This is a genomic window from Pseudomonas fluorescens (genome assembly GCF_902498065.1).
In the GTDB taxonomy this organism is placed as follows: domain Bacteria; phylum Pseudomonadota; class Gammaproteobacteria; order Pseudomonadales; family Pseudomonadaceae; genus Aquipseudomonas; species Aquipseudomonas fluorescens_BJ.
On record NZ_CABVIR010000006.1, the window covers coordinates 1 to 15,869 of the forward strand.

The window sequence follows — 15,869 nt, forward strand, 5'->3', positions numbered from 1 at the left end:
CTCCAGAGTTCCGTTCGCAGGACACCGCGCAAAACCCGAGAAAAAATCATCGTCGCGACTACTCACCGCGGTCGTCGAATCGCCAAGCTTTATCAGCCGCTCCATGTCCAACAGCGAAGGCATGTCCATCGCCCGACTGACCTTGTCCGCATTGCGGCTCAAGAAATCGCCAAGCTGCTGGCGATACAAAACCAACGTGTCTTTAAAACCGTCGAGCTCCTGCTCGATGCGCCCCCTCTGATCCATCAGTTCAGCTCCGCCATGAGGTAATTCGCCAAGGCTTGTTTCGGTGCTTGAGGCAGGTCCGGCGCTTGCAGAAAGATCGCGACCTTGTGCCGCAACACACGCTGCGAAAACGCCTCAAAAAGATCAGGACGGTCCTCGCCCAACCACTTCATCAAGTTGTCGATGCGGGTTGTCGCTGACTGGGTGGCGAGGTCTTCGAGCAGTGATTCACCCACTTCCCACCACGGAAAAACCCTGGAGGTTTTCAATGCATTGCCGCCGATATCGAGCGGCTGCCCATTGATCAAACAACGCTCAAGCACTGGCATTAAGTTGGCGGCGTTAACGTCGGCAGACCGAAGAATCGGCAACAGATAACGCCCATCCCAGAAGCGGAAAAACACCGCATTGCCGTTGGGCAAAAGCACTTGGGTCAGGCTGCGCAGATGCTCGACCAAGGCGTCTTGAGACGCAGAAGAAACCGCCAGCCACCCCCAGTCACGGGACTCGGTCGTAGCGACCCACTGCAGAAACTCACTGCTTGCGGCGACGATTCCGACATAGGGCATCACCGGTTCCCACTCGGCATAGGCGGTGTCGGCCCAGATCGGGCTCGGCGCTTGTGCCAAAGTTGTGTGTCGCCAGGCATTCAATGGCTGCGCAGCACTGGCACCGCTGAAAATCGCGAACAACTGCTCGCCAGGCTTGAGCGGTTGGCGTTCCAGCCAGGCGTGGGGTGACAAGCGATCAGGCGGCACAGACACCGTCCTTGCAGCGCTCGCATTCTTCGCAGAACGGCGCGTCGCTTTGCAGGCTCATGATCTGTGCGGTACTCAGCAGCGCGACCGGGGCGACGAGAAGTTTAAACGGCGTATCCGGCGACACGGGCGCAGCGGCCATCGACGGCATCAACCCTCCACCGACCTGAATCGGTACGCTGCTGAAAATCCCGCCGGGACCGATGTTGATCCACTGCCCGCCCGCCTGAATCGTCGCGCTGGCACCGCCGTCGATGACCACTTGCTGACCGGCGCGGACGTGGAATTGCTGACTGGCGTTGAGCGCCTGACTGGACACACGGATGTGCCGGTCGCCCATCACCACCAAGTGATCGTCAAGCTTCACTTCGGCTTGGCGCTGGCCGTGAGTGATGCGTTGTTCGTCAGCTTTCAGCTCATGGCGAGCGGTCCCTGTGACGATGATGTTGCGCTGGTTGTCGACCTGCACCTGCTGATCATTCAACACGTGCTGGGTCCAGTTTCGCTGGGCGCGCAGGTAGATTTCCTCGGCGCCTTTGCGATCCTCGATGCGCAATTCGTTGTAACCGCCGCCTCCTGGACTGCTCTGGCTGCGGAAGATGCTGCGGGTCTTGTCGGCGGGCAGGTCCAGCGGCGGCGGTGTTGCGGCGTTGGGCAGGCACCCCATCACCAGCGGTTTGTCGGCATCGGCGTCAATGAAACCCACCAGCACTTCCATGCCGACTCGCGGAATCAGCACGCTGCCGTACTGCTCGTGGGCCCAGCCTGTGGCAACCCGCAACCAGCAACTGGAATGTTCATTGAGCTGACCGTCGCGGTCCCAGGCGAGCTGGACCTTGACCCGACCAAACTCATCGCAATGGATTTCGCTGTCGACCGGACCGGTGACCACGGCAGGCTGGTAGCCGAGCATGCGTGGCTTTTCTGGTCCTAGCGGTGCGCGAAAGGAAACGTCCCAAGGCGTCGCCAGAAAAGTATTGCAGTAACCCTGGAAATCATCCGGGTTATCGCCGGGGGCCGACTCTTCCAGCACTTGCGGTTGGCGGCCATGGTGTTCGATTTCGGTGATCAACCACAGGTCATTCCACGCCTGACGCGGATGGTCGGCGAGGCGTAGGAAATGCCCGCTGATCAAGGCAGATTCATCGCCTCGACCTGCAGCCTGACGGTAGTCGGCGTTGTGGCGCTCCAGCGTTCGTTGAGCGAGGTCCTTGCCATGATCGCGATCCGAGAACTGGCCAGGAAAGTGGTAGGCCTCCAGTGCCGGCAATTGCTGACTGTCGACACGACTTTCAAGGTCCAGGCGAGGTTTGGTGAAGTCGTAATCGCGAAGGGTCACGGCCGTCGTGCGGGTTTCCAAGCGCACGTTAAAGCGCTTGATGACAGGTGCTTGCGCTGCCATGCCGGTGTCTGGAAGGTAGGGAATCGGCTCGGGCAAACGAGGGAAAACTGTCTGGTCATCACCAAACACCAGCAAATGCCCCTCGGGGCTGTGCTCAAAGTGGTAGTGAATACCGATCTCGGCACACAGCCGCTGGATGAACGCCAGGTCGCTTTCCGCGTATTGCACGCAGTACTCGCGCTCGGGGTAATCGCTGCCGAGCTGAAAATGGAAGCCAGCCCCCATGAGAATGCCGTGACTTTTGAGGACCGCCTCGATGATCGCCGGCACGCTTTTGTGCTGGAAAATTCGCTGATTGATGCGATGGCTCAAATAGGCAAGATTCGGCACCAGACTGACTTGATAACGCGTCAGACGCTTCCCGGAATCGCCTTGCCCCACGCGATAAATCTGACCGTGAATGCCGGAGCCTTGTGCATCGAGACTCAGAAAGGCCTGACGATGCAGGAGGTTTTCGAGTTTGATGTCCGGCCGATCGCTGACCAGTTCCAGGTCAAAGCGGTAAGGCTGGCTGATAGCTTCCTTGCCGGTGAACTCAAGCACCTTGAGGTCATTCTGGTCGCCGTCGACGGTCAGCGTGAAGCGCGGTTGATTAGCAGGAGCGAACATCCGATGTGTCTCTGCAGATTGAAGGCGAGCGATTCTGCATGAGCGAAAACGGGTGTTAGCGGAGGGACAGGAAAAACAGATTACCCCTGCTTTTTTAGGGAATCTTCCTTCAATAATCGGGATGTTTGGCTACAGACATTCCTTTCAGAAACACAGCAGAACAACCGTAGGAGCGAGCTTGCTCGCTCCTACGGTGGGATTTTCTAACGCCCAATAAAAACGGCCCGCCTCCAAAGGAAGCGGGCCGTTTTCATGTTCGGCGAAAGGTCTGAGCCTCAGCTCATCCCGATCACTTGTTCAGGCGGAAATCAGCCTCGGCAGCCGCGAAACGCTGCAGCATGCCGTGTGTCGGCGCGCCCAGTTTGCTGACGATGTAGATCGCCAGGCTGGCGAAGATGAAACCAGGGATGATTTCGTACAGACCCAGCAGCTCGAAGTGTTTCCACACGATCACGGTGATCGCGCCAACCAGGATGCCAGCCAGTGCGCCGTTGCGGGTCATGTCTTTCCAGATCACGGAGATCAGGACCACCGGACCGAACGCAGCACCGAAACCGGCCCAAGCGTAGCTGACCAGACCCAATACGCGGTTTTCCGGGTTGGCGGCCAACGCGATGGCGATCAGGGCAACCAGCAGCACCATGGCGCGGCCAACCCAGACCAGTTCAACCTGGGAAGCGGTTTTACGCAGGAAGGTTTTGTAGAAGTCTTCGGTCAGGGCGCTCGAGCACACCAGCAACTGGCAGCTCAAGGTGCTCATTACCGCGGCCAGAATGGCCGACAGCAGGACACCGGCAACCCATGGGTTGAACAGGATTTTCGCCAGCTCGATGAACACGCGCTCCGGGTTTTCGGTCACAGGACCGGCCAGTTCAGGGTGTGCAGAGAAGTAAGCGATACCGAAGAAACCTACCGCGACGGTGCCGCCCAGGCACAGGATCATCCAGGCCATGGAAATGCGACGTGCCTTGGCGATCGACTTGACCGAATCCGCCGCCATGAAGCGCGCCAGGATGTGCGGTTGGCCGAAGTAGCCCAGGCCCCAACCCATCAGCGAGATGATGCCGATGAAGGTGGTGTTTTTCAGCATGTCGAAGTTGCTGGCGTCTTTCGCTTCGATGGCCAGGAACGTGGTGTCAACGCCGCCGGTGGCCAGCAGCACGATGATCGGCGTCAGCAACAGGGCGAAGATCATCAGCGTGGCTTGTACGGTATCCGTCCAGCTCACGGCCAGGAAACCGCCGACGAAGGTGTAGGCAATCGTCGCCGCAGCACCGGCCCACAGCGCTGTCTCGTAGGACATGCCGAAGGTGCTTTCGAACAGACGGGCGCCGGCCACGATGCCGGAAGCGCAGTAGATGGTGAAGAACACCAGGATCACGACCGCGGAGATGATCCGCAGCAGACCGCTTTTGTCTTCGAAGCGGCTGGAGAAGTAGTCCGGCAGGGTCAACGCATCGCCGTTGTGCTCGGTCTGCACGCGCAGACGGCCGGCGACGAACAGCCAGTTCAGGTAAGCACCGATGATCAGGCCGATGGCGATCCAGCTTTCGGACAGGCCGGACATGTAGATGGCGCCCGGCAGGCCCATCAACAACCAGCCGCTCATGTCGGAGGCGCCGGCGGACAATGCAGTCACGACGCTGCCCAGGCTGCGACCGCCCAGAATGTAGTCAGAAAGGTTGTTGGTGGAGCGATAGGCCATGAAGCCGATCAGCACCATTGCTGCGATGTAGATCACGAACGTGATCAGGGTTGGATTGCTTACGCTCATTAAGTTACGCCCTGGCTTTGTTTTTATGTAGCGGCGGCTGGTGAACCGCACGCAAACGACGACGTTTGACAGACGATTTCAGATCCCGCGCATTTATGACTGATGTTTCCCCAGGAAAGCCATCAGCCAGATACACCTGTCTTTTCGACTGGTTGCACCTTGGCCGCGAATGCTATTCAACAATGCAAATAAGGTGCAACCCATTTCGCGAGAATAAGTTGCACCTAGTCGGATTTACCGGAAAAAAGCCGGTTTTTGCTTCCTTTTAGCGCAGTCAACGACCGTTCCTAGAATTAAAAGCACCAAGCAAGTGCGGTACGTTCGTACCGGAATTTATTTCCTGACGAGCTGCTTATAATTCCGACAAAAAAAGGGTTGCACCCGGTTGCACCTCAAAGGTTGCCCAGCTAATCTTGCGGCCAGCTGATGCCACGCGGTCGTGGCAAACATGAGGATAAAAATATGGCTACCACCACCCTTGGGGTCAAACTTGATGACCCGACCCGCGAGCGCCTCAAGGCGGCCGCGACCTCGATTGATCGCACACCGCACTGGCTGATCAAGCAGGCAATTTTCAATTACCTGGAAAAACTCGAGGGTGGTGCAACCCTGACCGAGCTGAACGGCCTGACCGCCAAAGAGGCTGACGACAGTGGCGAAGTCCATGTCGACCACGCGCACCAGTGCTTCCTCGAGTTCGCCGAAAGCATCCTGCCGCAATCGGTGCTACGCGCTTCGATCACCGCCGCTTACCGTCGCCCTGAGCCGGAAGTGGTGCCGATGCTGATCGAACAGGCTCGCTTGCCAGTCGCCATGGCTGAAGCCACCAACAAGCTGGCGGCCTCGATTGCCGAGAAACTGCGCAATCAGAAGAGCGCCGGCGGCCGTGCCGGGATTGTTCAGGGCCTGCTGCAGGAATTTTCCCTGTCGTCCCAGGAAGGCGTGGCGCTGATGTGCCTGGCCGAAGCGCTGCTGCGCATCCCGGACAAAGGCACTCGCGACGCACTGATTCGCGACAAGATCAGCACCGGCAACTGGCACCCGCACCTGGGCAACAGCCCGTCGCTGTTCGTCAACGCCGCGACCTGGGGCCTGCTGCTGACCGGCAAACTGGTCGCCACTCACAATGAAGCCGGCCTGACTTCGTCCTTGAGCCGCATCATCGGCAAGAGCGGCGAGCCGATGATCCGCAAGGGCGTCGACATGGCCATGCGCCTGATGGGCGAGCAGTTCGTCACCGGCGAGACCATCGCCGAGGCCCTGGCCAACGCCAGCAAGTTCGAAGCCAAGGGCTTCCGCTATTCCTACGACATGCTGGGTGAAGCCGCACTCACCGAACACGACGCCCAGAAGTACCTCGCTTCGTACGAACAAGCCATCCACTCGATCGGCAAAGCGTCCCACGGCCGTGGGATTTATGAAGGCCCGGGCATTTCCATCAAGCTGTCGGCACTGCACCCGCGTTACAGCCGTGCGCAGTACGAGCGTGTGATGGACGAGTTGTACCCGCGCCTGCTGTCGCTGACCCTGCTGGCCAAGCAATACGACATCGGCCTGAACATCGACGCCGAAGAAGCCGACCGCCTCGAGCTGTCGCTGGATCTGCTGGAGCGCCTGTGCTTCGAGCCGCAACTGACCGGCTGGAACGGCATCGGTTTCGTGATCCAGGCCTATCAGAAGCGTTGCCCGTATGTGATCGACTACGTGATCGACCTGGCTCGCCGCAGCCGTCATCGCCTGATGATCCGTCTGGTAAAAGGCGCGTACTGGGACAGCGAAATCAAGCGCGCCCAGGTCGAAGGCCTGGAAGGCTACCCGGTCTACACCCGCAAGGTGTACACCGACGTTTCCTACATCGCGTGCGCCCGCAAGTTGTTGTCGGTACCGGAAGTCATCTATCCGCAGTTCGCCACGCACAACGCCCACACGTTGTCGGCCATTTACCACATCGCCGGTCAGAACTATTACCCCGGTCAGTACGAGTTCCAGTGTCTGCACGGCATGGGTGAACCGCTGTACGAACAGGTTGTAGGCAAAGTTTCCGAAGGCAAGCTGAACCGTCCGTGCCGCGTGTACGCACCCGTCGGCACTCACGAAACGCTGTTGGCGTACCTGGTACGTCGTCTGCTGGAAAACGGCGCGAACACTTCGTTCGTCAACCGCATCGCCGACCAATCCATTTCGATTCAGGAGCTGGTGGCCGATCCAGTGGCCAGCATCGAGCAGATGGCGACGCTGGAAGGCGGCTTCGGCCTGCCGCACCCGCGTATCCCGCTGCCGCGTGATCTTTATGGTGCCGAGCGCGCCAACTCCAGCGGCATCGACATGGCCAACGAACATCGTCTGGCTTCCCTGTCCTGCGCCCTGCTGGCCACCGCTCATAACCACTGGAAAGCCGCGCCGATGCTCGGTTGCGTTTCCAGCACCGAAACCCCTGCGCCAGTCCTCAACCCGTCGGATCTGCGCGACGTGGTCGGCCATGTGCAGGAAGCGACCGTCGAAGACGTCGACAACGCGATCCAGTGCGCCTTGAATGCTGCGCCGATCTGGCAGGCCACTCCGCCCGCCGAACGTGCTGCGATTCTGGAACGTGCCGCTGACCTGATGGAAGGCGAGATCCAGCCGCTGATGGGCCTGTTGGCTCGCGAAGCCGGCAAGACCTTCGCCAACGCCATCGCCGAAGTGCGTGAAGCCGTGGACTTCCTGCGGTACTACGCCGTGCAGGCACGCAACGATTTCACCAACGACGCCCACCGCCCACTGGGTCCGGTGGTCTGCATCAGCCCGTGGAACTTCCCGCTGGCGATCTTCAGTGGCCAGGTCGCTGCGGCGCTGGCCGCCGGTAACCCGGTACTGGCCAAACCGGCGGAACAAACCCCGCTGGTCGCCGCTCAAGCCGTGCGTTTGCTGCTCGAAGCCGGGATTCCGGAAGGCGTGCTGCAACTGCTGCCGGGTCGTGGCGAAACCGTTGGCGCCCGCCTGGTCGGTGACGATCGGGTCAAAGGCGTGATGTTCACCGGTTCCACCGAAGTCGCTCGTTTGCTGCAACGCAACGTCGCCGGTCGCCTGGATGCACAGGGCCGTCCGATTCCGCTGATCGCTGAGACTGGCGGCCAGAACGCGATGATCGTCGACTCCTCGGCACTGACCGAACAGGTCGTGATCGACGTGGTGTCGTCGGCCTTCGACAGCGCCGGTCAACGTTGCTCGGCCCTGCGTGTCCTTTGCTTGCAGGAAGATTCCGCTGACCGCGTCATCGAAATGCTCAAGGGCGCCATGGCTGAATGCCGTCTCGGCAACCCTGAGCGCCTGTCCGTGGACATCGGCCCGGTGATCGACGCCGAAGCCAAGGCGGGCATCGAGAAGCACATCCAGGCCATGCGCGACAAAGGTCGCAACGTCTATCAGGTGGCCATCGCCAACAGCGAAGAAGTCAAACGCGGCACCTTCGTGATGCCGACGCTGATCGAGCTGGAAAGCTTCGATGAGCTGCAACGCGAGATCTTCGGTCCGGTGTTGCACGTAGTACGCTACAAGCGCAAAGAAATCGACCAGTTGATCGGTCAGATCAACGCTTCCGGCTACGGTCTGACGCTGGGCGTGCACACGCGTATCGACGAGACCATCGCCAAGGTGATCGACAACGTCAACGCCGGTAACGTCTACGTGAACCGCAACATCGTTGGCGCTGTGGTTGGCGTGCAACCGTTTGGTGGCGAAGGCCTGTCGGGCACTGGCCCGAAAGCCGGTGGCCCGTTGTACCTGTACCGTCTGCTGTCGACTCGTCCTACCGATGCAATCGAACAATCCTTCGCTCGTGGCGATGCCGTCACGGCACCGGATGTTCGCTTGCGTGATGCCATGAGCAAACCGCTCACCGCCCTGAAAGCCTGGGCCGACAGCAACAAGTTTGCCGACCTGAGCACCCTGTCCGTGCAGTTCGCGGCGCAATCGCAAAGCGGGATCACTCGCGTGTTGGCAGGCCCGACTGGCGAACGCAACAGCTACGCCATTCTGCCGCGCGAACACGTGCTGTGCCTGGCGGAAGTCGAGGGCGATCTGCTGGCTCAACTGGCCGCTGTTTTGGCCGTGGGTGGTTCGGCGGTGTGGCCGGAAGCTGACTTGACCAAGGCACTGTTCGCACGTCTGCCGAAGGAAGTTCAGGCACGCATCAAGCTGGTTTCCGACTGGAACAAGGACGAAGTGGTGTTTGACGCGGTTCTGCATCACGGCCATTCCGATCAACTGCGCGCGGTTTGCCAGCAAGTGGCCAAGCGTGCCGGGGCGATTGTCGGGGTTCATGGGTTGTCCCAGGGCGAGACCAACATTGCGCTGGAGCGCTTGGTGATTGAGCGGGCGTTGAGTGTTAACACTGCTGCGGCGGGTGGTAATGCGAGCTTGATGACGATCGGCTAAATCGCTTTAAAACCAGGCGCTCGCAATGGGCGCCTGGAATGCAACCCCCCTGTGGGAGCTAGCCTGCTAGCGATAGCGGTATAGCAGTCAACAAATATGTTGAATGTTATGGCCTCATCGCGAGCAGGCTCGCTCCCACATTTGATTAGCGGTGCCCGCACCACACCATCACGCTCATCAATCATCCTGTTCAGCCTCTATTCCCACGCCTAGACTCGGTCCATTCCAAAAAAAGGTAGGCCGCCATGTCCGAGACGTTGCTCAGTTCCCGCAATCTGGCTTTCGAGCTGTATGAAGTCCTCGATGCCGAAGGCCTGACTCAGCGTGAGCGTTTCGCCGAGCACAATCGCGAGACCTTCGATGCCGCCATCGGCACCGCCCGCAGCATTGCCGAAAAATTCTTCGCCCCGCACAACCGCAAGGGTGACGAGAACGAACCGCGCTACGAGGACGGTCAGGCGATTCTGATACCGGAAGTGAAACCGGCGGTGGACGCCTTCCTCGAAGCCGGTTTCCTCAACGCCGCGCGCAGTTTCGACGCCGGCGGCATGCAACTTCCCACGCTGTTGTCCCAGGCTTGTTTCGCCCACTTCCAGTCAGCCAACGCGGCCTCGACTTCGTACCCGTTCCTGACAATGGGTGCGGCGAACCTGATCGAAAGCTTCGGTACCGAGGAACAGAAGCAGCGCTTCCTGCAACCGATGATCGACGGCCGTTTTTTCGGCACCATGGCCCTGACCGAGCCGCATGCCGGTTCGTCGCTGTCGGATATTCGTACCCGCGCGGAGCCTGCGTCTGACGGTACTTATCGCCTGAAGGGCAACAAGATTTTCATCTCCGGCGGCGATCACCCACTGTCGGAAAACATCGTGCACATGGTGCTGGCCAAACTGCCGGACGCACCGGCCGGGGTGAAGGGCATTTCGTTGTTTATCGTGCCCAAGTTCCTGGTCAACAATGACGGCAGCCTCGGCAAGCGCAACGACGTGCTGCTGGCCGGACTGTTCCACAAAATGGGCTGGCGCGGCACCACCTCCACCGCGCTGAACTTCGGCGATAACGGCGAGTGCGTCGGCTATCTGGTTGGCAAGCCGCACCACGGTTTGAGCTACATGTTTCAGATGATGAACGAAGCGCGGATCGGCGTCGGCATGGGCGCGGTGATGCTCGGCTACGCCGGTTACCTGTATTCGCTGGAGTACGCCCGCGAGCGTCCGCAAGGCCGCGTGCCGGACAGCAAAGACCCGAACACCGCGCCGGTGGCGATCATTCAGCACGCCGACGTCAAACGCATGTTGCTCACGCAAAAAGCCTACGTCGAAGGCTCGTTCGACCTCGGGCTGTACGCGGCTCGGCTGTTCGATGACACCACGACGCTTGAGACTGAAGCCGAGCGCAAACAGGCGCATGAGCTGCTGGATTTGCTGACCCCGATCGTCAAATCCTGGCCATCGGAGTTTTGCCTGAAGGCCAACGAACTGGCGATCCAGATTCTCGGTGGTCACGGTTACACCCGTGAGTATCCGGTGGAACAGTATTACCGCGACAACCGTTTGAACCCGATTCATGAAGGGACTCATGGCATTCAGTCGCTGGACTTGCTGGGTCGCAAACTGGCGCAAAACGGTGGTGCCGGGCTCAAGCAATTGATCCGTCTGATCGCCAATACTGCCGAGCGCGCTCATGCATACGAATCGTTAACGCCGTTGCGTGAACCACTGGAGAAACTGGTGGCGCGCCTGCAAACCGTGACCATTGGCCTGCTGACCGATTTGGGCCAAGGCAAGGTCAACAGCAGCCTGGCGAACTCGGCGCTGTACCTGAAAGTGTTCGGGCACACGGTGATTGGCTGGCGCTGGCTGGAACAGGCAATTCGTGCCGAGGAAGGGTTGGCCAAAGGAAATGCGGCGGATGTGAGCTTCTATAAGGGCAAGCTGCAGGCGGCGCGGTATTTCCTGACGTGGGAAGTGCCGGGTTGCCACCATGAACTGGCGATTCTTGAGACTCGGGATGATGTGTGTCTTGGGATGCAGGATGAGTGGTTTTAACTAAAGCCTTGCAATGCTGCTGAAATCCAATCGCGAGCAAGCTCGCTCCCACAGGGATCTCTGTAAGTCACAGATAATGTGATCAACACCCAAATCCTGTGGGAGCGAGCCTGCTCGCGATGGTGTCAGCACAACCACCACATCACTTCAGCTTGAAACTGCCCATCTGCCGCGCCAGATCATCCGCCAACCGTTGCAACGTCTGGCAATCCTCTCGGCAAGCCCTGACCTCCCCCGCCGTCGCTCGGGCCAGATCAGAAATCCCCTGCACATTGCGGTTGATCTCTTCCGTCACCGCCGACTGCTCTTCCGTCGCGGTCGCCACCTGATGGTTCATATCGCTGATGCGCTCGACCTGCCCGGTAATCGCCGTCAATGACGCCCCGGTGCGCTGACTCGATTCAACCCCGGTGCCAGTCGCCGCTTGGCCGGTGTGCATTGATGACACCGCATTATCCGCGCCTTGCTTGAGGCTGCCGATCATCTGCTGAATTTCATCGGTGGATGATTGCGTCCGCCGCGCCAGCGTCCGCACTTCATCCGCTACGACGGCAAACCCGCGCCCCATATCCCCGGCACGCGCCGCTTCGATGGCCGCGTTCAACGCCAAAAGGTTGGTCTGCTCGGAAATCCCGCGAATCACTGCCAGCACCTGATCGATGGACGCGACCTGATTGGCCAATTCGCCAACGGCACCCGCCGCGATGCCAATTTCATCGGACATGCTTTCAATATGCCGGATCGAACCGCCCACCACTTCCCGCGCCTGCATCGCCTCATCACGAGCACTCTGCGACGCAACCGCCGCGTTGCCGGCGTTCTGCGCGATTTCCTGCACGGTCAGGCCCATTTCGTGGACGGCGGTGGCGACCATGTCGGTCATTTCCTGCTGACGCCCGGACCGTTCGGCGGTGTTGTCCACAACCTTCGCCACCTGACTGACAGCGGTGCGCAAATGCTCGCTGGTGGTCAGCACTTCGCCGATCATCTCGCGCTGACTGTCGAGGAATCGATTGAAGCCACGCGCCAGGTCACCCAGCTCATCAGCGCGGCTGGAATCTAACCGTTGGGTCAAATCTCCACCACCGCTACCGATGGCTACCAGCGCCGCTGTTACCTGACGAATCGGCCGCACCAGGCCACGGGCCAGCAACACCACCAGCAACAGGCACACCAGCGCCACCGCCAGACCAATGCCGCTGCTCATCCACATGGCGCGACGGGCTTCGGCGTAGATCTGCGACTGCGGCACTTCGGCCACCAGGGTCCAGCCCAGATCCCGCAGTGGCAGGCTCAACGCCAGATAGTCTTCGCCATCGCGCACGAAGCTGCTGTTCGTGGCGGACGCTTTGGAAGTAGAGAGTTGCCCCATCACCGCTTGCGCTGCCGGCGCGCCAATTTGCTCGGCCAAGGTGCGTTTACCGCTCAATTGCGCCTCGGGGTGAACCTGGATCAAACCGTCGGAACGCACGAGATAGACCTTGCCGCGCTCACCGAAGTTGAAGTTGTGAATCAACTCTGACAGCTCTTTCATGCTCAGGCCGAGTCCGGCAACGCCCACGACTTTGCCGGCCTGTTCGACTTTGAGGTCGATAAACAGCGCCAATTCTCCGGTTGTGGCGTCATTGTCAATATTGAGGGTGCGCGGCTGATTGCTGTCGAGGAACGAGTAGAACCAGGCGTCTTTGGGGTTGGAACGGCTGAGGGTCCGGTCCAGGCCTTTCTCATTGAAATAGTGGCTTGAAGCCGTGCCGACGATCAGTGCGGTAAACGCTTTGTGTTCGGCGCGGATGCCTTCCAGATACGCCACAAACGCAGCAGTCTGGGCACTGTTTTCGCCCCCGGCGAGCCAGTCTCGCACCATGCGGTTGCTGGCGATGTCCTTGGCGGCAGTGAGGGGTTGAACGAGGATGCGTTCGATGTCGTTGCGCGTCGCTTCGATGCTCGACGGCAGCGCTTGTTCGACCAGGTAGCGCTGGGCGAGACGGTTGACCACGAGGGTATAAATGCCAACCACGATCAGAATACTGACCAGCAGGGCGGTGCCCATACTGAGGATCAACTGCCATTGAATACTGCGACGCCAAAACTGCATGGAGCACCCCCAAAGAATAAGAGGCTGAAACACTGCAACAGCCGTGCCGATTGTATACAACACAAGCGACAATTTATTCTTTGGTTGTGCGCAAAACCGATCAGGACTGATTGATCGTCTTGGAGATCACTTCAACCGTGGCGCTGACTTGCTCTTGGTAACGGTCGAGTTCGAGCGTGTGCTGCTTTTTCATTTCGATCTGCTGAGAACACAGATTCATGGCGGCCAGCACCAACAGGCGGTCACCGATCAGTGTCGGGTACTTTCGTTTGGTGTCGGCCAAAGCGGCCTTCAACATCATTGCGGCGTCCAGCAGGGTTTGCTCTTCCCCGGCTGGCGCCTTGATCGAATAGTCCTCCCCCAGGATCGAGACGACTTTTACCCCTGCGGCGCCGACACTCATGCGCTGACCGGACCAGCGCTGACGCGCTCAACCAGGGCCTGAATGCGGGCGGCGGTGGCGCCTTGTTTCTCTTCCTGTTCCATCAGGCTCAGTTGCAGGCTTTCGTTTTCATCCTTGGCCTGGGCCAGTTCTGCGCTCAGGGTTTGGTTAGTGCCGAGCAGGCTCTGGTTCTGTTGAACAAGGTCGCTGACCAGCTGTTCCAATTGGCTTAGGGATGCTTCCAACATTTTGAATTTCCAAGCATTTTCAAGGGGCGCGTACGATAAAGAAAAGTCACCACGGATGCCAGGGTTAATGGGGCGCAATGCCTTGATTTTCCTGGCGGGCGACCTTTCTCGCGATCTTTAAAGACTGCGATTGGCGGATCTGGTTCCTGCACTTCGTCGCCGGGACTTGGCTGTGACAAATACACGTAGGCCCTCAAGACTTTAGTCGTATGACCGATAAGTCATCCATACGTCAGTCTCAGCGCCGCACAGGTGCGCTCTTTTCGGTAAACACCATGTCCCTTCGTAATATGAATATCGCGCCGCGAGCGTTCCTCGGCTTCGCTTTGATTGGCGGTTTGATGCTGGTTCTGGGGGTATTTGCCTTGAATCAGATGAGCAAGATTCGCGGTGCTGCCGAGGAGATCACCTTGAGCAGCGTGCCGAGTATCAAAAGCCTCGACGAGTTCACTCAACTCACCTTGCGCCTGCGGGTGCTGTCCTACCGTTTGCTGGTGAACCGCGAGCCCGACGTTCAGCAGAAAACCATGGAGCTGCTGGAAACACGCAACCAACAGATTCGTGCGGCTCAGGCCTCCTACGAAAAACTGATCGCCAGCCCGCAGGAACGTGCAGCCTACGATCAATACGTGCAGTTGCTGGGACAATATCGCCAGATCGAAGACCGGATGAAAACCCTGTCGCGCAACAATCAGGTCGATGAGCTGCGCACGCTGCTCAACACGGATCTGTTGACCAACTCCGAAGCGGTCAACGCGGTGCTCAACCGTTTGCTGGAGATCAACACCCAGCAAACTCTCGACACCAATCAGCGCGCCGCCGACCAGTACGCTTCGGCCTTCAATCTGGTGATCACCTTGCTGGTCATCGCCACCGGCCTGACCATGCTGTTTGCCTGGCTGCTGACCAACAGCATCACCAAACCCATCGCCAATGCCTTGAGCGCTGCCGAAGAGATCGCCGAAGGCAACCTGACTCGCCCGATCACCGTTGATGGCGAAGACGAAGCCGGTCGCTTGCTACTGGCCATGTCGAAGATGCAGGACAAGCTGCGCGACACTCTGCAGCGTATTTCCGGCTCGGCCACACAACTGGCCTCCGCCGCTGAAGAGCTCAACAGCGTCACCGACGAAAGCGCCCGTGGCTTGACTCAGCAGAACAACGAAATCGAACAGGCCGCTACCGCCGTCAATGAAATGACCAGCGCCGTGGAAGAAGTCGCGCGCAACGCGGTGAGCACCTCCGAAGCGTCGAAAAATGCCACCACGTCGGCCGGTGACGGTCGTGATCTGGTGCAGGAAACCGTCAGCGCCATCGAACGCATGAGCGCCGATGTGCAGAGTACGGCGACGCTGATCGGCGATCTGGCCAATGAGTCTCGCGACATCGGCAAGGTGCTGGACGTGATCCGGGGTCTGGCTGATCAGACCAACCTGCTGGCCTTGAACGCCGCCATTGAAGCTGCCCGCGCCGGTGAAGCCGGGCGCGGTTTTGCGGTGGTGGCGGACGAAGTGCGTGCACTGGCGCACCGCACTCAGCAATCGACCAGCGAAATCGAACGCATGATCGGCAGCATTCAGACCGGCACCGAACACGCAGTGGATTCGATGCGCAACAGCACCGAGCGTGCCGAGTCGACCTTGAACATCGCTCGCGGCGCCGGGATGTCGCTGGACACGATCAACAGCGCCATCGTCGAAATCAACGAACGCAACCTGGTGATCGCCAGCGCGGCCGAAGAACAGGCCCAAGTGGCCCGCGAAGTGGACCGTAACCTGGTGAACATTCGCGATCTGTCGGTGCAATCGGCCACCGGCGCCAATCAGACCAGCGCTGCGAGCAACGAGCTGTCGCGATTGGCGCTGGACCTGAACAACATGGTCGGGCGGTTTAGCCTCTGAATGTCACAGTG

General features: G+C 59.5%; 10 protein-coding genes and 2 pseudogenes. 4 read left to right on the plus strand and 8 right to left on the minus strand.

Going from position 1 to position 15,869, the window contains the following annotated elements; genetic code table 11:
- From F8N43_RS20250 to putP, 4 genes are all read right to left on the minus strand, one after another.
- A partial coding sequence (locus tag F8N43_RS20250; protein ID WP_150654253.1) for a hypothetical protein occupies nucleotides 1-246 on the minus strand: 246 nt, incomplete at its 3' end.
- Nucleotides 246-983 (minus strand): DUF4123 domain-containing protein, encoded by a 738-nt coding sequence (locus tag F8N43_RS20255; protein ID WP_150654254.1) that lies wholly within the window; start codon nucleotides 981-983, stop codon nucleotides 246-248. The genes F8N43_RS20250 and F8N43_RS20255, both read right to left, overlap by 1 nt.
- Nucleotides 973-2,994 (minus strand): type VI secretion system tip protein VgrG, encoded by a 2,022-nt coding sequence (locus tag F8N43_RS20260; RefSeq protein WP_150640016.1) that lies wholly within the window; start codon nucleotides 2,992-2,994, stop codon nucleotides 973-975. The genes F8N43_RS20255 and F8N43_RS20260 overlap by 11 nt, the downstream gene beginning before the upstream one ends.
- Before the next feature lie 289 nt (nucleotides 2,995-3,283).
- Nucleotides 3,284-4,768, minus strand: coding sequence for a sodium/proline symporter PutP (gene putP / locus F8N43_RS20265; protein WP_150632665.1), 1,485 nt, complete (start codon nucleotides 4,766-4,768; stop codon nucleotides 3,284-3,286).
- A gap of 462 nt (nucleotides 4,769-5,230) precedes the next feature.
- On the opposite strand from putP, the gene putA reads away from it, so the two are divergent.
- Both putA and F8N43_RS20280 read left to right on the plus strand, forming a co-directional pair.
- On the plus strand, nucleotides 5,231-9,184 hold the full coding sequence (putA, locus tag F8N43_RS20270; protein WP_150654255.1) for a trifunctional transcriptional regulator/proline dehydrogenase/L-glutamate gamma-semialdehyde dehydrogenase: 3,954 nt from the start codon (nucleotides 5,231-5,233) through the stop codon (nucleotides 9,182-9,184).
- 245 nt (nucleotides 9,185-9,429) lie between these two features.
- The gene (locus F8N43_RS20280) at nucleotides 9,430-11,232 is read left to right on the plus strand and encodes an acyl-CoA dehydrogenase (protein ID WP_150654257.1); all 1,803 of its coding nucleotides are present in this window, start codon (nucleotides 9,430-9,432) and stop codon (nucleotides 11,230-11,232) included.
- A gap of 142 nt (nucleotides 11,233-11,374) precedes the next feature.
- Here F8N43_RS20280 and F8N43_RS29970 read toward each other — a convergent pair whose 3' ends face one another.
- From F8N43_RS29970 to F8N43_RS20295, 4 genes and pseudogenes are all read right to left on the minus strand, one after another.
- A complete protein-coding gene (locus tag F8N43_RS29970) occupies nucleotides 11,375-12,220 on the minus strand; it encodes a methyl-accepting chemotaxis protein (RefSeq protein WP_412072597.1) in 846 nt (281 codons plus the stop codon).
- 18 nt (nucleotides 12,221-12,238) lie between these two features.
- A pseudogene (locus F8N43_RS29975) lies at nucleotides 12,239-13,327 on the minus strand (cache domain-containing protein); the annotation flags it as partial.
- A 100-nt stretch (nucleotides 13,328-13,427) separates the two neighbouring features.
- A complete protein-coding gene (locus F8N43_RS20290; protein WP_150654259.1) occupies nucleotides 13,428-13,730 on the minus strand; it encodes a cell division protein ZapA in 303 nt (100 codons plus the stop codon).
- Nucleotides 13,727-13,957, minus strand: a complete 231-nt coding sequence (locus F8N43_RS20295; protein WP_054053207.1) for a hypothetical protein — start codon at nucleotides 13,955-13,957, stop codon at nucleotides 13,727-13,729. Before F8N43_RS20295 ends, F8N43_RS20290 begins: the two co-directional genes overlap by 4 nt.
- A 290-nt stretch (nucleotides 13,958-14,247) precedes the next feature.
- On the opposite strand from F8N43_RS20295, the pseudogene F8N43_RS29980 reads away from it, so the two are divergent.
- Nucleotides 14,248-15,003: pseudogene (locus tag F8N43_RS29980) on the plus strand (MCP four helix bundle domain-containing protein); the annotation flags it as partial.
- Nucleotides 14,995-15,858: a methyl-accepting chemotaxis protein gene (locus F8N43_RS29985; RefSeq protein WP_412071790.1), complete on the plus strand. Its 864-nt coding sequence runs from the start codon at nucleotides 14,995-14,997 to the stop codon at nucleotides 15,856-15,858. The pseudogene F8N43_RS29980 and the gene F8N43_RS29985, both read left to right, overlap by 9 nt.
- Nucleotides 15,859-15,869 lie beyond the last annotated feature (11 nt).